Here is a 20,520-nt window from a genome sequence, read left to right on the forward strand (position 1 = left end):
GTCGGATGCCCTCAGGGTGACAGGACGGACCCGGTCATAAGCAAGGAGTTACCGAAGTGGAGCCGGATGAGTGAGAACCCTGCTACGCCCGCGCTCGAAGCGGTGCGGTTTGGGAACGGATTCCGAGCGTCCGGACTATGCCGGACGCACGGAACACCCGCAGGGCCCCGGCCCCGCCGCTCAGTCCTCCACGTACCGCACGACGACCCGCATGACGGCACCGCGCTCGGTCAGCCAGCTCACCTCGTCGCCGACCTCCCGCCCCATCAGCGCCCGGCCCAGCGCGGAGTCCGGGCTCAGCCGTTCCGCCTCGTCGCCCGCGAGCATCGCGATCTCGTACGTGGTGACGCCGGGCTCGTCCGGGTACTCCACGCCGACCAGGCAGCCGGGCACGACCGTCGAGCCGCCCGCGAACGCGGAGTCGGGCGTGACCCGGTCCAGCAGGTCCCGCAGGAAACTCCGCCGCTGGCGCAGGGCCGCCCGCCGCCGGTCGTGGTCCGCCAGCTGTGCCTGCCGCGAGGACGAGTCGACGGCCACGATCTCGGGCGCGGGCTGGTCCAGGGCGTCCTGGACGCGCTGCAGTTCCCGGTGCACCCGGCGGTGCGCGGCGGGGCTGAGCCGGTCCACCCGGTCCGGGCCGGAGGGCCCGGCGGCCGCCCGGGGCGGTGGCACGGGAACGGGCTCGGCGGCCGCCCGAGGAGGTGGCACGGGAGCCGGCTCGGCGGCACGCGCCGGCTGCCGCGGTACGGCGGGCAGGGTCCCGGCCGCCGGACGGGGTGCCGCCGGGCGGACCCGCAGCAGCTCGGTCGTACGCCCGTCGGTCCCGCCCGCGGAACCGGGCGCGTGGTAGCGGGCCAGACCCGTCTGTCCGGCGGGGCCCAGCACGGGCACGTCGGCATGGGCGATCACGGCCCGGATCAGGGCCTGTATCTCGGCGTGGGCGACCCGTACGACCGCCCGTCCGGCGCGCAGCACCTCCACGGCGTCGGCGCCCGGGAAGCCGGGCACCCCCACTCCGGCGAGGAACCGCGCGGTGCTCTTCACGCTCCGGCCCATGCTGAACGCGTGCTGCGCCGCATTGACCTCGTCACGGTGCAGCCGCGCCACGGACTCCAGCTCCGGCTTCCCGTCACCGGCCGCCGCCGCAGCAGGCGTGCCCTGGCCCCCGGAGGAAACCGGGCCGGGGCCGGCGGGGACGCCGGTGGTGCCGGCGCCGGTAGTGCCGACGGCGCCCTCAGCGCCGGATCCACGGGCCCTGCCGGACCCCGTGGGGTGCCCCGCCGGACTCCCCGCGCGGCGAGCGCCGGGACGGACGTCGGTCCCGCCCGCCGGCGGCTGCCCCGCACGAGCGCGGACGCCGTCGCCCGGAGCAGCCTCCGCCCCGCGCGGCCGGTCCGGACCGTCGTACGAACCGGCCTCGGCGGCAGCCCCGCCCGGCCCACCCGCAGAGCCGCGCGGGTCGGCAGACGAAGCAGCCCCGGACACCACCCCACGCCGCGGATCCACAGCACCACGCGAGCCCCCGTACCGACCCGCCTCCGCAGCCGCCGCGCCCGGCCCACCCGCAGAGCCGCGCGGGTCGGCAGACGAACCAGCCCCCGACACCACCCCACGCCGCGCATCCACAGCACCACGCGAGCCCCCGTACCGACCCGCCTCCGCAGCGGCCCCGCCCGGCCCACCCGCAGAGCCGCGCGGGTCGGCAGACGAAGCAGCCCCGGGCACCACCCCACGCCGCGCGTCCACAGCACCACGCGAGCCCCCGTACCGACCCGCCTCCGCAGCCGCCGCGCCCGGCCGACTCGCAGGCCTGCGCGGGTCGGTGGACGGGCCGGCGGGCTCCGGAGCAGCCTCGTGACGCCCGCCCGCGTGGGCGCGGTGGCCGTCGTACGGAGCGGGATCCGCGGCGGCGCCCCGCCATGGGTCCACGGGGCCGTGGGGGCCGTCGTACGGAGCGGGGTCCGGGGCCGTCGGGAGGGCGGGGCGGGGCCGGTCGCCGGGGGCTTCGGTCTCGCTCGCGGCGCGGTCCCGTGACAGCTGGGCCGCCGTTTCGATGCCGAGCCGCTCCAGCTGCGCCCACAGGGGCTCCAGCGCCCGCTCGGGGTCGAGGAAGAACCGGCTGCCCCGGATCCGGACGAACGTCCAGCCCACCCGCTCCAGCTCGCGCTGGCGGGCGGCGTCCGCGTCCGCGTTCTCCTCGGTGTGGAACGCGTCGCCGTCGCACTCGACGGCCAGGCGCCGCGTCCCGCCCTCGACGACGAGGTCGATGCGGTAGCGGCCCGCCCGGTACTGCGGCCGCACCCGGTAGCCGCGGGCCCGCAGCGCCAGATAGACCCGCTGTTCGAAGAGGCTGTCGAAGGCCTCGTGCGGAACGTCCGGCCGGACGTCGCCCAGCCCGATGCCGTCCTGCTCCTCGGCGGGACGCGAGAACCAGTCCAGGTAGGCGCGCCGCAGATCGGTCTCGCCGAGCTCCGTCAGCGCCACGCTGTGGAACAGCCACACCTGGTCACGGGCCCGGGACGCGGCCACGTTGATGTGCTGGCGGTACAGCGCGCTGTTGTAGGAGCCGATGCGGCGCGGCCCGTCCGGCCCGGTGAGGGAGGTGACGAGGCCGATGAACACGATGTCCCGCTCGTCGCCCTGGAACTCCTCAGCGTTCCCCACCCGCAGCCGCCGCCGCTGCCGCTCGTCGAGCGGGACGCGGTCGGCCAGCAGGTCCTCGATGAGGAACTTCTGTCCGGCACCGAGCAGGGTGATCACGCCCATGGTGCGCCCCGCGTAGGCGGGGTCCGCGATGCACCGGGCGACCTGCTCCACCAGCCGCTCCGCCTCGGGCCGGTTGATCTGCTTCTGGCCGCTGCCCTCGACATGGCCGTCGGCCACGTGCACCGACCGCAGCGGGGGCAGCCGGTCGGCGCCGTACTGCCGCAGGGGCTGGAGCCGGCCGCCGTAGCAGAGTTCGTTGGAGAAGCCGATGATCTCCGGCATGCAGCGGAAGTGCTCCTGGAGCATCAGCCTGCCGCGGCCGCCGGCGAGACCGGACGCGATGTCGAAGAGGCTCGCGGTCGGCGTGAAGAGGTTGCGCCGGGCGGCGGGCAGTTCGCCGAGGAGCCGCCGCTGCAGGGCGAACTGCTCGTCGTGGTCGACGCCCACCTGGGCGGGGCTGACCTGCTGGTCGTCGCCGACGACGATCACCTTCGCGCCGAGCCAGGCGAGCAGCAGCGCCTCGGGGCCGGACTGGCTCGCCTCGTCGATGATCACGACGTCGAAGCGTCCGGCCCGGTCCATCGGCACGGTCTCGGTGACCTGGTGCAAGGGCATGATCCAGGCCGGCACCGCCTCCTGGCTGGCCTGCAGGCTCTCACGGGCCTGCCGGCGGTAGGTGGCCGCGTACTTTCCGGTGCCCTTGCCGAGCCTGCGGACGTTCTGCTGGTAGGAGGTGAGGGCGACGGCCTGGTCGTCGGTGAGGCGGGACAGGCAGTTGTACCAGGCCCGGTCGGCCGCCAGCCGTTCCAGGCTGATGCGGATCTCGGCATCGGCCTCGGTGAGCAGACGCAGCTGCCGGTTCTCGGCCTCCGGGTCCGTCAGTTCCGTCATCCGCGCGTGCCATGCCGACCAGGCCCACGCGGCCTCGAAGTCCGCCAGGCGGGTGTCCCACGCGGGGTCCTCCGGGGCCGACTCCAGTGTGTCGGCGACCTCGGGGAGTTCGGCCGCCACCCGGCGGTAGGCGTCGTCGCACTCCGCCTTGCGGGCGAGCGCCTCCCGCAGGTCGTCGAGGTCGCCCACGGCGGCGGAGTACGCGGCCGGGTCGTGGGTCTCGGCCGCGGCTCGGGCCCGGTCGACGGCGGCCGGCGCACCCCGCCGGTGCGCCGCGGCCCGCAGCACGACCAGCGCCGCGTCGATCAGGGCCCGGGCGGGATCGGCGGCCCGGCGCGCCGCCCTGGCCCGCAGCACACTGCGGAGCGTGCCGACGGCCGTGGTGTCGCCCCAGTCGACGCCGGCGAGGCCGGGCGCGTCGGCCGCCGCCCGCACCACCTCCGCGCGCAGCCCCGCGAGGGCCGTCAGCGTGGCCAGGGAGGCGGCGTCCTGGTGGAGCCGGGCGACACGGCGGGTGCCGGGCTGCCAGGCGTCGGCGCCGTCGCCCCACTCCCGCTCGATGTCCTGGAGGTGCCGCTCCAGGGTGATCCGGTGCAGGACGACGGCAGCGGCGGCCTCGGTCTCCACGGCGCGGCCGTCGACCCGTACCGTCTCCGGGAACTCGCCGACCGCCTTGCGCAGCCTGGTCTTCATCCCGAAGGTGCCGCGCAGCTTCTCGCCGGCCGCGAGGCCGTCGCGCAGGGTGGTGGCGAGCCCGAGCGCGGTCGGTACGTCGTACGCCTCCAGGCCGCTGACCAGCGTGGAGCCCAGGGCGCGGGCCGCCTCGTCGATGGCGGTCAGGGCGGCCGTGGTGCGCTCGTGCCGGCTGCGTGCGCCCACGTCCTGTCCGGCGAGGACGTCCCGGCGCAGCTCGGCGGCCCAGTCGGCGGGGAGCGCGGCGGCGGCCGCGTCGCCGGCCGTGAAGCGGTCGAGTACGGCGGCCAGCCGCTCCTGCCCGGCGGCGGTGAGCGCGGACACCGCGTCGTCGAGGCGGGAGACGGAGCCGTCCTGCCTGAGCGCCGCGAGGTCGGCCTCGGCGGCCCGGATGGTGCGGACCGCGTCGGCGAAGTCGGGGCCCGAGGGCAGCTGCCCCGGCTCGGGGAGCGCGGCGGTGACGGCGGCCGCGAGAGCGCGGTGCCGGTCGGTGAAGGCGAGGGCGGCGCGCCGCAGGCCGGTCAGGGCTGCCGCGTCGAGGGTGGGCGCGGCGCCGGGCACCGGCCCGATCCAGGCGAACCGCGGGCGTTCCTCCGCCAGGCGCTCGGCGATACGGGCCAGGGTCCCCTCGTAGTCCCCGATCTCGACGGGGTGGCGGAAGGTCTCCTGCTCCCGCAGGGCGCGCAGGGTCTTGAGCGCGCGGGCCTGCGCGGACCGGGCGGAGCGCAGCCGCTCCTCGTGCTCCTCGATACGGCGACGGTAGACGCGCGGGTCGAAGTCCCCCTGCCGGTCGAGGAGCGCCTTGACCGACTGCTCCAGCTCCTGCTGGCCGGCCCCGTCGTCGGTGCGGCTGACGCACAGCTCCCGCACACTGGCGGGGAGTTTGTCCCTGAGCACTTTCAGGGCGCGGGCCGTGTGACTGGTGATCAGCACCCGGTTGCCGTGCGCCAGCAGGTCGGTGACCAGGTTGGCGATGGTGTGGGTCTTGCCGGTGCCCGGGGGTCCCTGGACCACGACGAGGTCCCGGTCGCGCAGCCGCTCGGCGATGGTGCGCTGCTCGTCGTTGGAGGGCAGCGCGAAGTACAGCTCCGGCGGCTCCCCGCGGCCCCCGGCGGTGGCGGGCTCGCCCAGGGGGCGGTCGCCGCCGGCTCCGGCGATGGCCCGCAGCAGGGCGGTGGGCTCGGCGCCCTGTTCGATGCTGACGGCGACGCCGCGCAGCGCCTCCAGCATGCTGCGCCGGGTGCGCTCCCGCAGGAGCAGCACCGGTGCGAAGCCGACGAGCGGGACGGCGGGGTCGCCGGACGCGCGGTGCCGGGCGGGCGAGGGGTCGTAGCGCCCGGCCTCGTGGGCCGCGATGGTCCAGGTGGTCAGCGCACGGTGGAGCTGGTCGAAGAGCATCGGGTCCGTGGTGTCGCCGGCGGCGTCCAGTTCCTGGCGTACGAGGGCACGGATGTCGGCGCGGGCCTTCTGCCCGGCGTCGAGCATGGACTCCTCGAGGACCGGGCTGCCCTGTTCCGGGTCGGGGCCCACGGTGATGGCGCCCGTGTCCGGATCGATCGAGATGACGGCCCGGCAGGTGACGAGATGGCGGCGGATCGGCTCGCCCTGTGCCGACCAGGTCAGGTAGCCGAAGCCCACGACCAGTTCGAAGCTCTCGCCCAGTTCGGAGGCGTCCACGCAGAGCCGGTAGAGGCGGTCGTAGGCGCGCACGACCGGCTTGGCGGCGCGGTCGCGCCGGGCCCAGCCCTCCCAGGCGGGCGCCCAGGCGCGGTGCTGGTCGCGCACCACGTCCCGCTGGGGGAAGTCCTCGAGGGCGACGGTCGTCCGACCGCTGCTCAGGGTGCCGCCCGCCGAGACCTCGTCGGCGGGGATCTCCGCGTGCGTCCGCGGTGCGGGGGCGGTGTCCCGGTCGGAGTCGTGGACCTCCCGGCCGTCGAGCCAGTGGGCCAGGGGCAGGGGCGGGGCGGGCGGGTCCTGCCGGAGGGGGCGGGGCGCCCGCAGCCACAGCGGGGCGTCCGCGGGCACGACTTCGGTGAGGAAGGACGCGAACTGCTCGGGGAGGTCGGCGAACCACACCTGATGCCTGGCGTCGTCGTGCGTCCGTACCGGCCTGGTGCGGCTCTCGCCGACCTCCGCCAGGTAGCGGAAGACATGGCGGACGACTTCGTCGGGCGTCGCGGCGGACAGGGGCACGAGCACCTCGCTGAACCAGTGGAGAAGGAAATGTGCAGACGGTGTGCGCATCCTATGCGGCACGTCTGACATCGCGGCCCATAGGCCCATTTCACCGGGGAGATGCGGACATACGGCGGCCCCGGAAGGTCCGACTGCCTTCCGGGGCCTTCGTGTTGGGTCACGCCTCGCGGGTGCCGGCGTACATCTCCTCGATGAGGTGCTTGTACTCCCGCTCCACCACCGGCCGCTTGAGCTTCAGGCTCGGCGTGATCTCGCCGTGCTCGACGTCGAGGTCACGGGGCAGCAGCCGGAACTTCTTGATGGTCTGCCACTTCTGCAGCCCCTGGTTGACCTGCTGGACGTACTCCTCGACGAGGGCGACCGTCGCGGGCGCGGCGACGACCTCGGCGTACGACTTGCCCTCCAGGCCGTTCTCCTTGGCCCAGTCCAGGATGGACACCTCGTCCAGCGCGATCAGCGCGGTGCAGAAGTTCCGGTCGGCGCCGTGCACGAGGATGTTGGAGACGTACGGGCACACGGACTTGAACTGTCCCTCGACCTCGGTGGGCGCGATGTACTTGCCGCCGGAGGTCTTGAAGAGGTCCTTCTTGCGGTCGGTGATGCGCAGATAGCCGTCGGGCGAGAGCTCGCCGATGTCGCCGGTGTGGAACCAGCCGTCGGCCTCGAGGACCTCGGCGGTCTTGTCCGGCAGCCCGTGGTAGCCCTCCATGATGCCGGGGCCGCGCAGCAGGATCTCGCCGTCCTCGGCGATGCGCACCTCGGTGCCGGGCAGCGGCTTGCCGACCGTGCCGGTGCGGTAGGCCTCGCCGGGGTTCACGAAGGAGGCCGCGGAGGACTCCGTGAGGCCGTAGCCCTCCAGGATGTGGATGCCGGCGCCGGAGAAGAAGAAGCCGATCTCCGGGGCGAGGGCGACGGAGCCGGAGATACAGGCGCGCAGCCGCCCGCCGAACGCCTCACGGATCTTGGCGTAGACGAGCGCGTCGGCGGCCTTGTGCTTGGCGCCGAGGCCGAAGGGGACGGATGGCGTGCCGGTGCGGCGGAAGTTGTCCTGGCTGACCTTGGCGTACTCGCGGGCGACCTCGGCGGCCCACCGGAAGATCTTGTACTTGGCCGGGCCGCCCGCCCGGGCCTTGTTGGCGATGCCGTTGTAGACCTTCTCGAAGATGCGCGGCACGGCCGCCATGTACGTCGGCCGGACGACCGGCAGGTTCTCGATGATCTTGTCCACGCGGCCGTCGACGGCGGTGACGTGTCCGACCTCGATCTGGCCGGAGGTGAGCACCTTGCCGAAGACGTGCGCGAGGGGCAGCCAGAGGTACTGCACGTCCTCGCCGCTGATCAGGCCGGTCGCGGCGATCGCCTTCGCCATGTACGACCAGTTGTCGTGCGGGAGGCGCACACCCTTGGGGCGGCCGGTGGTGCCGGAGGTGTAGATGAGGGTGGCGAGCTGCTCCTTGGTGATCGCGCCGACCCGCTCCTTGATCAGCTGGGGTTCCTTCTCCAGCCGGGCCGCGCCGCGCTTCTCCAGCTCGTCGAGGGTGAGGATCCAGTCCTCGCCGCTCTCCACGCCGGCCGGGTCGATCACGACCACATGGGTGAGGTCGGGCAGCTCGGCCCGCTTCTCGACCGCCTTGGCGAGCTGGGCCGCGTTCTCGGCGATCAGCACCCGGCTGTCGGAGTCGGAGAGGATGAACGCCGACTCCTCCGCGTTGGTCTGCGGGTAGATGGTGGTCGTCGCGGCGCCGGCGCACATGATGGCCAGGTCGGCGAGGATCCACTCGATCCGGGTGGAGGAGGCGAGCGCCACGCGCTGCTCCGGCTGCACACCCAGCTCGATGAGGCCGGCCGCGATCGTGTACACCCGCTCGGCGGCCTGGGCCCAGCTCAGTGACTTCCAGTCGTCGGGGCCCTCGCCGGACGCGGCAGGCACCGGGTAGCGGTACGCCTCGGCGTCGGGCGTGGCCGCCACGCGCTCCAGGAAGAGGCCCGCGACGGACGGCGGACGGTTCTCGATCAGGGTCTGTGTGTCGCTCACGACATCCTCCGGGGCCCGCGACGGCGCGGCTGGCTCAAATGCGGCTGTTGTCTGACGCAGCTGTTGGGTGAACGCGACTCTTGTTTAACTCGCGAGTAACTATCGGGCAGGGACAGAGTAAAGGGCGACCGGTCGGTGCGTAAGGGGCTCCGGACCGTGGATTTCCGCAGAGGAGAGGCCAGATTCACCCGAGAAGCGGCACGGGGCCCGCCACGCGGTCGCGTGACGGGCCCCGGAAACCGGCCTCCACCGTGGCTACTTCTTGCCCTTGGCGGAGCCTCCGCCTTCGTCGCTGCTGAGGACGGCGATGAAGGCCTCCTGCGGAACCTCCACGGAACCCACCATCTTCATCCTCTTCTTGCCTTCCTTCTGCTTCTCCAGCAGCTTCCGCTTACGGGAGATGTCACCGCCGTAGCACTTGGCGAGGACGTCCTTGCGGATGGCGCGGATGGTCTCGCGGGCGATGACCCGGGAGCCGATGGCGGCCTGGATCGGCACCTCGAAGGCCTGCCGCGGGATCAGCTCGCGCAGCTTGGCGACGAGCCGCACACCATACGCATAGGCGGCGTCCTTGTGGGTGATCGCCGAGAAGGCGTCCACCTTGTCGCCGTGCAGCAGGATGTCGACCTTGACCAGGCTGGAGGTCTGCTCGCCGGTGGGCTCGTAGTCCAGCGACGCGTAACCGCGCGTCTTCGACTTCAGCTGGTCGAAGAAGTCGAAGACGATCTCCGCGAGCGGCAGGGTGTAGCGGATCTCCACCCGGTCCTCGGAGAGGTAGTCCATGCCGAGCAGGGTGCCGCGCCGGGTCTGGCACAGCTCCATGATCGAGCCGATGAACTCGGTCGGCGCCAGGATCGTGGCCCGCACGACCGGCTCGTACACCTCGCTGATCTTCCCCTCGGGGAACTCGCTCGGGTTGGTGACGACGTGCTCGGTCCGGTCCTCCATGACCACGCGGTAGACCACGTTCGGCGCGGTGGCGATCAGGTCGAGCCCGAACTCGCGCTCCAGCCGCTCGCGGATCACGTCCAGGTGCAGCAGGCCGAGGAAGCCGACGCGGAAGCCGAAGCCGAGGGCGGCGGAGGTCTCCGGCTCGTAGACCAGCGCGGCGTCGTTGAGCTGGAGCTTGTCCAGGGCCTCACGCAGCTCGGGGTAGTCGGAGCCGTCCAGCGGATACAGACCGGAGAAGACCATCGGCTTCGGGTCCTTGTAGCCGCCGAGGGCCTCCGTGGCGCCCTTCGCCTGGCTGGTGACGGTGTCACCGACCTTGGACTGGCGGACGTCCTTCACACCGGTGATCAGATAGCCCACCTCGCCGACGCCGAGGCCGTCGGCGGACAGCATCTCGGGCGAGTTGGTGCCGATCTCCAGCAGCTCGTGGGTGGCGCCGGTGGACATCATCCTGATCCGCTCACGCTTGTTGAGCTGACCGTCGATGACCCGGACGTAGGTGACCACGCCCCGGTAGGAGTCGTACACCGAGTCGAAGATCATCGCGCGGGCGGGCGCGTCCTTGACGCCGACCGGCGCCGGGATCTCCCGCACGACCTTGTCGAGCAGCGCGTCGACGCCGACACCGGTCTTCGCGGACACCCGCAGCACGTCGTCGGGGTCGCAGCCGACGAGGTTGGCGAGCTCCTCCGCGAACTTCTCGGGCTGCGCGGCCGGCAGGTCGATCTTGTTCAGTACGGGGATGATCGTGAGGTCGTTCTCCATCGCCAGGTAGAGGTTGGCGAGGGTCTGGGCCTCGATGCCCTGGGCGGCGTCGACGAGGAGGATGGTCCCCTCACAGGCCGCGAGCGACCGCGAGACCTCGTAGGTGAAGTCGACGTGCCCCGGGGTGTCGATCATGTTGAGGATGTGCGTGTTGCCGGGGTCCTGAGTGGGAGCCCACGGCAGACGCACCGCCTGGGACTTGATCGTGATGCCGCGCTCGCGCTCGATGTCCATCCGGTCGAGGTACTGAGCACGCATCTGCCGCTGCTCGACCACACCGGTCAGCTGGAGCATCCGGTCGGCGAGTGTGGACTTGCCGTGGTCGATGTGCGCGATGATGCAGAAATTGCGGATCAGAGCCGGGTCGGTACGGCTCGGCTCGGGCACATGGTTAGGGGTCGCGGGCACGCAGGGTCCTGTCTCTTGAGGCGCCTTATGCCTCGGGTCGGATCGATACGTAGGCTCCATGGTCCCACGCGCGGGGACCGGGGACCGGTTTGGGCCATTCTCCGGCCCGCTGGTAACCTGGGTGGCTGTGCCTCATGCCCTCTCAGCGCGAGGCGCACCTCAGAAAATCACCTGGTGCGGGTCCCGTGCGGCCCCGTGCCTGAACCTGAAAAGGCTCATTCGTGGCGAACATCAAGTCCCAGATCAAGCGGATCAAGACCAACGAGAAGGCCCGGCTGCGCAACAAGGCCGTCAAGTCCTCCCTGAAGACCGCGATCCGCAAGGCCCGTGAGGCCGCTGCCGCGGGTGACGTCGAGAAGGCCACCGAGCTCCAGCGCGCTGCCGCGCGTCAGCTCGACAAGGCCGTCTCGAAGGGCGTCATCCACAAGAACCAGGCCGCCAACAAGAAGTCGGCGCTTGCTTCCAAGGTCGCGTCCCTCAAGGGCTGAACCCTTCTGGTCTGATCGCCGGCAGGACCCAGAGCGGGCCCTCTCTCATCCGCTCCCGGCCGGCACCCCGGAGCCGCGCGCGGCCTGCGTTCGCCACGCGGGCGCGGCTCCAGCAGCGTGAGTCGAAGGCCCCGGCACCTCGCCCTTCCCCAGGGCGGGAGCCGGGGCCTTCGGCGTGCCGGGGCCGTGCCGGGGCCGTGCCGTGCCCGGCACGCCGGTGGGGCCGCGGGGGCTCACGTCCAGAAGTCGGCGGCGGTGTCGAGGTCCGCGACGCACTCGTCAAGGTCGGTGATCTTGTCCCCGACGATCCGGAAGACGATGCCTCCCATCTCGTCGATGTGCTTGCTGCCCCGGTCGGCGGTGACGTGGTGCACGGTCATGGCGTGTCCACGGCCATCGACGAAGATGTTGCGCAGCTCGACGCGGAACGAACCGCCCGTCTCGGAGTAGAGCCGGCTGTAGTACCCGTCGATGATGTTGTCGATCCCCTTGTAGTCCCCCGCGAGCGGGTGGGAGCCGGGTACGTGGTGCGTGCAGTCACCGGTCATCATGCCGCGCAGGGTGTCCATGTCTCCGCGCTGGAAGGCCTCGTAGCCCTCGCGGACGATGCTGGCGTGCGGGTGTTCAGCCACGGCGATCGCCACCTTCCTGGTCCGGTCCTGGTCCGGCGATGGACGGCTGATACGCACGATTGTCCTCCGGGGAGTGCCTACCGTCCTCTGGAGCGGGCGGCCCGCGCGATGGCGACCACGGCCTTCTCCAGGGCGTACTCGGGATCGTCCCCGCCGCCCTTCACACCGGCGTCCGCCTCGGCCACGGCCCGCAGCGCCACGGCCACCCCGTCCGGGGTCCATCCCCGCATCTGCTGCCGCACCCGGTCGATCTTCCACGGGGGCATGCCCAGCTCCCGCGCGAGATCGGCGGGGCGGCCGCCGCGCGCGGAGGACAGCTTGCCGATCGCCCGGACGCCCTGCGCGAGCGCACTGGTGATCATCACGGGCGCGACGCCGGTGGCCAGCGACCACCGCAGCGCCTCCAGGGCCTCGGCGGCCCGCCCCTCCACGGCCCGGTCGGCGACGGTGAAGCTCGAGGCCTCGGCCCGCCCGGTGTAGTACCGCCCCACGACGGCCTCGTCGATGGTGCCCTCGACGTCCGCGACCAACTGGCTCACGGCGGACGCCAGCTCCCGCAGATCGCTGCCGATGGAGTCGACGAGCGCCTGGCACGCCTCGGGCGTCGCGGAGCGCCCGGTGGCCCGGAACTCCTGCCGCACGAAGGCCAGCCGGTCCGCCGGCTTGGTCATCTTCGGACAGGCCACCTCGCGCGCCCCCGCCTTGCGCGCGGCGTCCAGCAGCCCCTTGCCCTTGGCCTGCCCCGCGTGCAGCAGCACGAGGGTGATCTCCTCGGCGGGCGCCGTGAGGTAGGCCTTCACGTCCTTCACGGTGTCGGCCGACAGGTCCTGCGCGTTGCGTACGACCACGACCTTGCGCTCCGCGAAGAGCGACGGGCTGGTCAGCTCGGCGAGCGTGCCGGGCTGCAACTGGTCCGGAGTCAGGTCACGTACGTCCGTGTCGGCGTCGGCGGCCCGGGCGGCGGCCACCACCTCCTGCACGGCACGGTCGAGCAGGAGGTCCTCCTGGCCCACGGCAAGGGTCACCGGGGCGAGAGGGTCGTCATTCGCAGTCTTCCTGGCCATCGCGCCAAGCATGGCACGCCCCACCGACAACCATGCCCGGGCCGGGGTACGGGGGCGGCCTGGGGGCGCGGGGAGCGGCCTGGGCGGACTTGATCGGCCCGGGGGCGCGTGATCGGCCCGGGCGGGCGTGGCCACCGCAGGCGTGCGTGGCCGGCATGGGCCACGTGTGATCGGCCCCCGGGGGCGTGGGGGCCCTTGGGGGCGTGGTCGGCCCGGGGGCGCGTGATCGGCCCGGGCAGGCGTGGCCTCCCGAGGCGCGCGTGGCCGGCCCGGGTCGCGTGGCCGCCCCAGGCCTTCGTGGCCGGCATGGGGCGCGCGTGGTCGGCCCCGGCGGGCGTGGTGGGCCCGGGACATGGCCGGCCCGGGGGCGCGTGATCGGGCCGGGCGGGGTGGCCCCCCGAAGCGCGCGTGGCCAGCGTGGGCGCGTGGCCGGGCCCGGAGGGTGTGGCCGGCCCGGAGGGTGTGGCCGGCGTGGGGCGTGGGTCGGCGGAGGGCTGCCCCGCTCCGCCGGGACCCCGTACCGGCTCGGCTACGGTCTACGGTTCCTCACGCCAGCCCTCCCACGCCGCCACGAACTCGTCCAGCGCCCCCGCGTCGAGCCGCGCCTCCTCGTCCCGCAGCACCACCAGCCACTGGGCGTCCTCCGCGTCGTCCTCCCCGGCCAGCGCGTCCCGGACGATCCGCGGCTCCTCGGCGACCCCGAACCGCTCCGCGAGCGCCTGCGCCACCTCCTCCGCGGCATCACGGTCGGGCAGCACCAGCACATGTCTCACATCACTCACGGGACCATTTTCCGGCACCCCGGCGGCCCCCGGATCACCCCCTCGGAGACCGACACCGGCGGAGGCGGCGTCGACCACCCGCACCTCACCGACCGCCGACCGGGATCACTCCCTCCGCCCGGCGTCCCCCGCTCTCACCTCCGGCACCCGCGCCACCTCGATCCCGAACCGCTCCCGGTACACCTCCAGCACCTCCTCGTCCGTCGCCAACTCCCTCTCCTCGCTGCCCCCTTCAGACGCCGTCACCTTCAGCCGGCGCCCGCTGAGCGTGATCCTCCCGCCGTCCTCCGTCACCCGCGAGCAGACCAGCGACCGTGTGAAGTGCGACGTCGGCGAGGTGCTGTGCCACCAGGCGCCGGCCACGAAGTCCCTCAACTCCCTCGGCCGCGCCTCCAGCCGGTACTCCGGCACGCCGTCGCGCACGACGTCCAGGTCGCCCGTGTCCGTACCGGCGTCGACGATCCGGAAGACGCCGCCCGGATCCCGCTGCTCGCCCCGGTCCTCCCACCGGAGCGGCCAGTGGCTGTGCGCCCCGAACCCCACATCGGCCAGCCACACCCCGTCGTCCACCGTGCCCACCCGCAACGCCATGTGGTCGTACGGGATCCCGAGCCGCCCCTCCTCTCCGAACACCCGCGCCGCCAGCAGCGTCACCTCGAACCCGAGGGCGGCGAGCAGCGCCCCGAACGCGCCGTTCAGTTCGTAACAGAACCCTCCCCGCCGTCCCTCGACCAGCTTGTCGACCAGCCGCTCCTCCTCCAGCACGATCTCCTCGCCGAGATGGACCGAGAGGTTCTCGAAGGGCACGGTCCGCAGATGTCTCAGGTGCAGCTCGCGCAGGACGCCCGCCGTGGCGGCGGTGGGCCGGTCCGCGGGCTCGATCCCGAGGTGACCGAGATAGGCGGCGAGCCGCCTGCCGTCGATCCCGCCCCCACCGAACGGACGGACGACGGACCGGGAGTCAGCATTCCGTGTGGCATTCATGCCCTCAGTCTCGCGTCACCCGCAGGGCCCCGCCCGTACCGGTGACCGCGAGTGCCCCGTCACGGTCGGTTCGCAGGACCACCGCGCCGCCCGCCCGGAGCGCCGCGACCGTGCCGGGGGCGGGATGTCCGTACGGGTTGTCCGCCCCGCAGGAGATCAACGCCAGCCGGGGCGCCACCACGCGCAGGAGGTCCGGATCCTGGTAGGCCGAGCCGTGATGGGCCACCTTGAGGACGTCCACCCGGCTCACCGACGCGGCCGCCGGTGAGCGCAGCAGCGCCTGCTGGGCCGGGGGTTCGAGGTCCCCGAGCAGCAGCATCCGCAGCCCGGCCGACCGCACGAGCAGCGTCACGCTCGCGTCGTTCGGGCCGTCCGGCTCCGGCGCCGGGCCCGGGGGCGGCCACAGCACCTCCCAGTCGAGCGTCCCGACCCGCCGCCGCTCCCCCGCCGCGGCCCGCAGCACCGGAACACGGTGCGCCCGCGCCTGCCCGCGTACGAACTCCACCTGGTCCAGGGGCTCCTCGAACCCCGTCGTCTCGATCGCGCCCACCTCCCGCCCCCGCAGCACGCCCGGCAGTCCGGCGACATGATCGGCGTGGAAGTGGGTGAGCACCACGAGCGGCACCCTGGTGATGCCGAGCGTGCGCAGACACCGGTCGACCGGTTCCGGGTCCGGTCCCGCGTCCACCACCACGCCGGTGCCCTCGCCCGCCGCGAGAACCGTCGCGTCGCCCTGCCCGACGTCACACATCGCCAGCCGCCAGCCCGGTGGCGGCCAGCCCGTGAGCACCCGGGTGAGCGGGCGGGGCTGCACCACGGCGAGCAGGAACAGCACCCCGCAGAGCGCGCACAGCCACGGCCGCCCCGGCAGTCCTCGTCCGAGCAGCAGCACCGCCGCCGTCACCAGGGCGAGCAGCAGCGCCCCGGCCCAGCTGCCCGGCCAGTCCACTCCCCCGCCGGGCAGCGCCGCCCCGGCCCGCGCGACCTGCGCGATCCATCCGGCCGGCCAACCCGCGCACCAGGCCAGCGCCTTGGCCACCGGCATCGCCAGGGGCGCGGTCGCCAGTGCCGCGAAGCCCAGGACGGTCGCGGGTGCCACCGCGAACTCCACCAGGAGGTTGCACGGCACGGCCACCAGACTCACCCGCGACGACAGCACCGCCACGACCGGCGCGCACACGGCCTGCGCCGCTCCCGCCGCCGCCAGCGCCTCCGCCAGCCGAGGCGGCACCCGGCGGCCGCGCAACGCGGCGCTCCAGCGCGGCGCCAGCGTCAGCAGGGCGCCGGTGGCCAGCACCGACAGCAGAAATCCGTAACTCCGGGACAGCCACGGGTCGTACAGCACCAGCAGCAGCACCGCCGCCGCCAGCGCGGGGACGAGCGATCTGCGGCGGCCGGTCGCGAGGGCGAGCAGCACCACCGCTCCGCAGGCCGCGGCCCGCAGCACGCTCGGGTCGGGCCGGCACACCACGACGAAGGCGAGCGTGAGCGCGCCGCCGAGCAGGGCGGTCGCCCGCAGGGGGATGCCCAGGCGGGGCGCCAGGCCACGGCGCTCGGCCCGCTGGGCCAGCCCGGGCGGTCCGAGGAGCAGGGCGAGGACGATCGTGAGGTTGCTGCCGGAGACGGCGAGCGTATGGGCGAGGTCCGTCTCCTTGAAGGCCTCGTCCAGTTCGGGGGTGATCCGCGCGGTGTCCCCGACGACCAGCCCCGGCAGCAGCGCCCGGGCGTCCGCCGGAAGGCCGTCGGTGGCCTCCCGCAGGCCCGCCCGGAGCCGGCCGGCCTGCCGCTGGGCCGCCGACGGCTCCTTTACGACGGCCGGCACCGCGTGCCCACCGCCCCGCACCCGCAGCACCGCCGCGATCCGGTCCCCGCCCGTCAGCGCCGGAGCCAGCCGCCCGGTCACCCGCACCCGGGTGGACGGCAGCAGCCCCAGCCAGGGCGACGGCTCGGCCGCCTCCCGTCCGGCCGCCCGCCGCACGGCGGCACCCCTACGGACGTCCACGAGCATCAGCACCGGCGTCCGCGTCGCGACCGCCCGTCCTCCCGGCCCCTCGACCCTGTGCACCTCCGCGTCGATCAGCACGGCGTCCGGCGTCACATGGTCCCCTCTGACCCGGGGCCGGGTGAGCCGTGGATCGGAGGTGAGCTCGACCTCCGCGGTCACGGTCGCGTACTGCCGCGCCAGCACCGGTACCGGCCCGCGCCGCAGATCGGCCCCGTGCAGCCCGGCCGACGCCGCGGCCGCGGCGACACAGAGCAGCGAGGCGGCCACGGTGACCGGCGGCCGGCTGCCCGGGCCCCGCGCCGGCCGCCCGCGCCACACGGCCGGCAGAACGACCGCCGCGACCAGACAGAGCAGCACGAGCACCACCACCGGCCCCGGCGCCGCATCCAGCGCCAGCGCGGCCGCACCCCACGCCCCGAGCGCGGGCGGAACCAGCCGCAGGTCCACCGGCCCTTCCTGCCGCGGGTGCGCATCACCCAGCCGCTTCCCGGAAGCGACATGCACCGCAGACCGGTGCCTTGAGCCGGTTCCGGGCCCGGGCCCGGAACCCGGGCCGGCGGCAGGGACGGGACGCGTGGCAGGACCGGGACGTGCGGCAGGGGCAGAACATGCGGCAAGGGCGGGACCCTCAGGGTCGGGAGCGGGGCCAGGGTCAGCGGCAGGGACGGGACGCGTGGCAGGACCGGTACGGGCGGCAGGCCCGGGCCCGGAACCGGGGCCAGAGGCAGGGCCCGTGCGGGGACGCATGGCAGAGCCGGGACGCGGGCCGGAGCCGGGGCCGGGTCGCGGGGTCCTGGGCGGAGTGGTCAGATCCCCGGGCGGCGTCGTCGGGTCCCCAGGCGGCGTGGTCGCGTCCCCGGGCGGCGTGGTCAGGTCCCCGGACGGAGCGGGCGGCCCCCCGGGCCGAGTGGTCGGCGTGTTGCCGTCGGCCCTCATGGCCGTACGAGATTCCGCAGGTCGGCGTAGCGTCGCTCGCCGATGCCGTTGACGTTGCGCAGTTCGTCCACCGAGCGGAAACCGCCGTGCCGTGTGCGGTAGTCGACGATGTGCTGCGCCAGCACGGGCCCGACGCCCGGCAGGGTGTCGAGCTGGTCCACAGTGGCCGTGTTGAGGGAGACGGGAGCCGAGGGCCCGGCCCCCGCAGGCCCCGCCGCTCCCGCGGCCGGCGGTGGCGCCGGTCCGCCGACGACGACCTGTTCGCCGTCCACGAGGAACCGCGCGCGGTTGAGACCGTCCGTGTTCGTCCCCGGCCGGACCCCGCCGGCCGCGCTCAGGGCGTCGACGACCCGGGAACCGGCCGGAAGACGATGGATGCCCGGCTTGCGGACCTTGCCGCTGACGTCCACCACGATCTCTGCCCCGGCCCTGCCCACGGCTCCCGGCGCACCGGTCGGCCCGGCGGGCTCCGCCGTCCCCTTCTCGGCTCCCGCCGCGAAGGGAGCCGCCGCCCGCACCACCTCCGGTGCCCGCACGGGCTGGGTCCGGCCGGTCCAGAAGTGCTGTACGGCCAGGCCCGCGGCGACGACCAGCACCACCGTCAGCGCGAGCACGCTCCTGCGTTCCATTCCGCAGCGGGTCTGCACCCACACCGGCATCCGCTCCCACAGAGCCGGTCCGACCCGCTCCCACCGCCGGCCACCCGCGCCCCGGCCGCCGCCCGCGGGGCTCCCGCCGGAGGCGACCGAACCCGCCTCCGCATCGCCTGGGTCGGCCGCGTCGACCGCGTCGACCGCATCGAGCGCGTCGACCGCATCGAGCGCGTCGAAGAAACTCGTCACTCGACGGGCGTGCGCGGCATCCGGCGGGCTCAGCGCCACCGGCGCCTCCCGCGCATCGGCACGGACCGTGTCCGCGTCCTGGGCGCCCTCTCCGCCCCGGTCCCCGCCACGCGCGGCGAACAGCGTCTCCGCGCGCCGGCGCAGCTGCTCCGCCGAGGCGTGCTGGTGGCCGGCGCGGTCGCGGCCGGGTGGGCGGCGGTGGCGGACGCGGTCGTCGGAACCGGGGGCCCGCCCGGGGCCGCTGGTCGCGTTCGTGGTGCGTGAGCGTGATCGAAGTGCCATGCCCCGAGGATGGGACAGGTCACGGCAGCGCGATGATCTTGCTCAATTTCCGTGGATCACGCCCCAGTTGTGGACAACTCCGCCACCCGCACGAGTGAAGGCAGCGGTCCTCACCTCGGTGAGACCACAACTCCCAGCAGCCCGGGCCCCGTATGTGCCCCGATCACCGCGCCGACCTCGCTCACATGCAGATCCGCCATCCCGGGCACCCGCGCCCGCAGCCGGTCCGCCAGCGCGGACGCCCGCTCGTGAGCGGCGAGATGGTGGACGGCGATGTCGACCGGCGCGCTGCCCGCACGGTCGGCCACCAGCTCCTCCAGCCGGGCGATGGCCCTGGACGCCGTCCGTACCTTCTCCAGGAGGTCGATGCGGCCTCCGTCCAGCTGGAGCAGCGGCTTCACCGCCAGCGCGGAGCCCAACAGGGCCTGGGCGGCGCCGATCCGGCCCCCGCGGCGCAGATACTCGAGGGTGTCGACGTAGAAGAAGGCGGAGGTGGCGTCGGCGCGTTTCTCCGCGGCCGAGACCGCGTCGTCCACCGTGCCGCCCGTCTCCGCGGCCTCGGCGGCGGAGAGCGCGCAGAAGCCGAGCGCCATGGCGATCATGCCGGTGTCCACCACCCGCACCGGCACCGGCGCCTCCCGCGCCGCGAGGACCGCCGCGTCATAGGTGCCGGACAACTCGGCGGACAGGTGCAGCGAGACGATCTCGGTGGCGCCGGACTCGGCGATCTTGCGGTAGGTCTCGGCGAAGAGTCGCGGGCTGGGGCGCGAGGTGGTGACGGGGCGTCGCTTCTGCAGTGCCTGGGCGAGGGAGCGGGTCGAGATCTCGGTGCCCTCTTCCAGGGCCTCGCCGCCGAGGACGACGGTCAGAGGCACCGCGGTGATGCCGTGGCGCTCCATCGTCCGCTGCGGCAGGTAGGCCGTTGAATCCGTGACGATCGCGACATGGCGGGACATGAGCTGGAGGTTACCTGGCGTAGCGCGTGGACGGCAGCCCGGGCCCTCTCGCCTGGGCGGCCCATGACCGAATCAGGGGGCGCAGCACGCGGCGGTCACGTGCCGGTCGTTTCGGGGCGGGGCTTCTTCTGCCAGGAGTAGGTGGGGCGCGGACCGGGCGGGGTGATGGCGGGCCGGGCCGGCTCCTGCGCGGCGCTCGGACCGGGCGGCTGCGCCGTCGGCTCCGAGTCCGGGGTGGTCCAGTGCCGCAGGGCGCCGGCCTCGAGGTCGATCTGGGCGCTGAGGGTGTCCAGGTCGTCCTCGGCGAAGCGGCGGGCGCGGTCCCGGGCCGCCCAGCGCAGCGAGTCGGCCGAGTCCGTGACGCGCTCGGTGCGCTCGCGCAGCGACGGCAGCCGCTCGGCGAGTTTCGCCCGGTCGGGCTCGGACTCCAGGCGCTTGAGCTCGCCGTCCAGTTCATGGCCGTGCGCGCTGAGCCGCTGGAAGAGGCCGAGGGACTCTCTGAGGGACTCGTCCTCCGCCACGCCCGCCTGCAGGGCGTCCTGGGTGGCCCGCATCGTGGTGCGCAGCCTGAGCCGCAGCTGGGCGATCTCGCCGGCCGGTCCGGGCTGGGCGAAGGACTTGGCCCGCAGGGTGTGGTCCTCGACCGTGCGCCGGGCCTGGCCGATGGTGCGGTCCACGCCGCGCTTGGCGGCGCCGACGGCCTTCACCGTCGCGAAGGCGCCCAGCGCGACGAGGAGCACGAACAGCAGGGCAACGACTGCGATCACTGCTTCCACGAGCTCCTCCTACGGTCCGCGTTCCTCTACAAACCGTAAACGACACGGGCAGGTCCGGAGTTCCAGAAGAACCCCGAACCTGCCCGCACCCGCCCCCTAGGGGACGGCCTCGACCCGTCTCACGCCCT

The 20,520-nt window shown here is 73.9% G+C and carries 12 protein-coding genes; 1 reads left to right on the forward strand and 11 read right to left on the reverse strand.

Going from position 1 to position 20,520, the window contains the following annotated elements:
- Positions 1–180 precede the first annotated feature (180 nt).
- From ACFY2L_RS04490 to lepA, 3 genes are all read right to left on the reverse strand, one after another.
- Positions 181–6,534 carry an AAA domain-containing protein gene (locus ACFY2L_RS04490; RefSeq protein WP_390821462.1) on the reverse strand — a complete coding sequence of 2,118 codons (6,354 nt, stop codon included), beginning with the start codon at positions 6,532–6,534 and terminating at the stop codon, positions 181–183.
- 109 nt (positions 6,535–6,643) lie between these two features.
- Entirely contained in the window at positions 6,644–8,521 is a 1,878-nt protein-coding gene (locus ACFY2L_RS04495) for an AMP-dependent synthetase/ligase (protein WP_390821463.1), read from the reverse strand.
- A 255-nt stretch (positions 8,522–8,776) separates the two neighbouring features.
- Positions 8,777–10,645 carry a translation elongation factor 4 gene (gene lepA / locus ACFY2L_RS04500; protein ID WP_390655350.1) on the reverse strand — a complete coding sequence of 623 codons (1,869 nt, stop codon included), beginning with the start codon at positions 10,643–10,645 and terminating at the stop codon, positions 8,777–8,779.
- Positions 10,646–10,866: 221 nt separating this feature from the next.
- Between lepA and rpsT the strand changes: the two genes are divergently transcribed.
- Positions 10,867–11,133, forward strand: coding sequence for a 30S ribosomal protein S20 (rpsT, locus tag ACFY2L_RS04505; RefSeq protein ID WP_360340939.1), 267 nt, complete (start codon positions 10,867–10,869; stop codon positions 11,131–11,133).
- Between the two features lie 233 nt (positions 11,134–11,366).
- Here rpsT and ACFY2L_RS04510 read toward each other — a convergent pair whose 3' ends face one another.
- The 8 genes from ACFY2L_RS04510 to ACFY2L_RS04545 form a co-directional block, all read right to left on the reverse strand.
- A complete protein-coding gene (locus tag ACFY2L_RS04510) occupies positions 11,367–11,765 on the reverse strand; it encodes a nuclear transport factor 2 family protein (RefSeq protein WP_390655349.1) in 399 nt (132 codons plus the stop codon).
- Between the two features lie 77 nt (positions 11,766–11,842).
- On the reverse strand, positions 11,843–12,829 hold the full coding sequence (gene holA, locus ACFY2L_RS04515; RefSeq protein ID WP_390821464.1) for a DNA polymerase III subunit delta: 987 nt from the start codon (positions 12,827–12,829) through the stop codon (positions 11,843–11,845).
- A gap of 536 nt (positions 12,830–13,365) precedes the next feature.
- A complete protein-coding gene (locus ACFY2L_RS04520) occupies positions 13,366–13,611 on the reverse strand; it encodes a hypothetical protein (RefSeq protein ID WP_390655347.1) in 246 nt (81 codons plus the stop codon).
- A gap of 105 nt (positions 13,612–13,716) precedes the next feature.
- The gene (locus ACFY2L_RS04525; RefSeq protein ID WP_390821465.1) at positions 13,717–14,595 is read right to left on the reverse strand and encodes an arylamine N-acetyltransferase; all 879 of its coding nucleotides are present in this window, start codon (positions 14,593–14,595) and stop codon (positions 13,717–13,719) included.
- A gap of 4 nt (positions 14,596–14,599) precedes the next feature.
- Complete coding sequence (locus ACFY2L_RS04530) at positions 14,600–17,104, reverse strand: ComEC/Rec2 family competence protein (RefSeq protein ID WP_390821466.1); 2,505 nt, start codon at positions 17,102–17,104, stop codon at positions 14,600–14,602.
- 428 nt (positions 17,105–17,532) lie between these two features.
- Positions 17,533–18,660: a helix-hairpin-helix domain-containing protein gene (locus ACFY2L_RS04535; protein ID WP_390821467.1), complete on the reverse strand. Its 1,128-nt coding sequence runs from the start codon at positions 18,658–18,660 to the stop codon at positions 17,533–17,535.
- Between the two features lie 110 nt (positions 18,661–18,770).
- A complete protein-coding gene (locus ACFY2L_RS04540; RefSeq protein WP_390821468.1) occupies positions 18,771–19,616 on the reverse strand; it encodes a DegV family protein in 846 nt (281 codons plus the stop codon).
- Positions 19,617–19,711: 95 nt separating this feature from the next.
- The gene (locus ACFY2L_RS04545; RefSeq protein ID WP_390655342.1) at positions 19,712–20,392 is read right to left on the reverse strand and encodes a hypothetical protein; all 681 of its coding nucleotides are present in this window, start codon (positions 20,390–20,392) and stop codon (positions 19,712–19,714) included.
- Positions 20,393–20,520: the final 128 nt, after the last annotated feature.

This window comes from Streptomyces sp. NPDC001381 (assembly GCF_042895685.1).
In the GTDB taxonomy this organism is placed as follows: domain Bacteria; phylum Actinomycetota; class Actinomycetes; order Streptomycetales; family Streptomycetaceae; genus Streptomyces.

Coding starts and splice junctions, on each gene's coding strand:
- holA (WP_390821464.1), bottom strand. CDS start 12,829: ATGGCCAGGAAGACTGCGAATGACGACCCTCTCGCCCCGGTGACCCTT.
- ACFY2L_RS04525 (WP_390821465.1), bottom strand. CDS start 14,595: ATGAATGCCACACGGAATGCTGACTCCCGGTCCGTCGTCCGTCCGTTC.
- ACFY2L_RS04535 (WP_390821467.1), bottom strand. CDS start 18,660: ATGGCACTTCGATCACGCTCACGCACCACGAACGCGACCAGCGGCCCC.
- ACFY2L_RS04540 (WP_390821468.1), bottom strand. CDS start 19,616: ATGTCCCGCCATGTCGCGATCGTCACGGATTCAACGGCCTACCTGCCG.
- ACFY2L_RS04490 (WP_390821462.1), bottom strand. CDS start 6,534: ATGCGCACACCGTCTGCACATTTCCTTCTCCACTGGTTCAGCGAGGTG.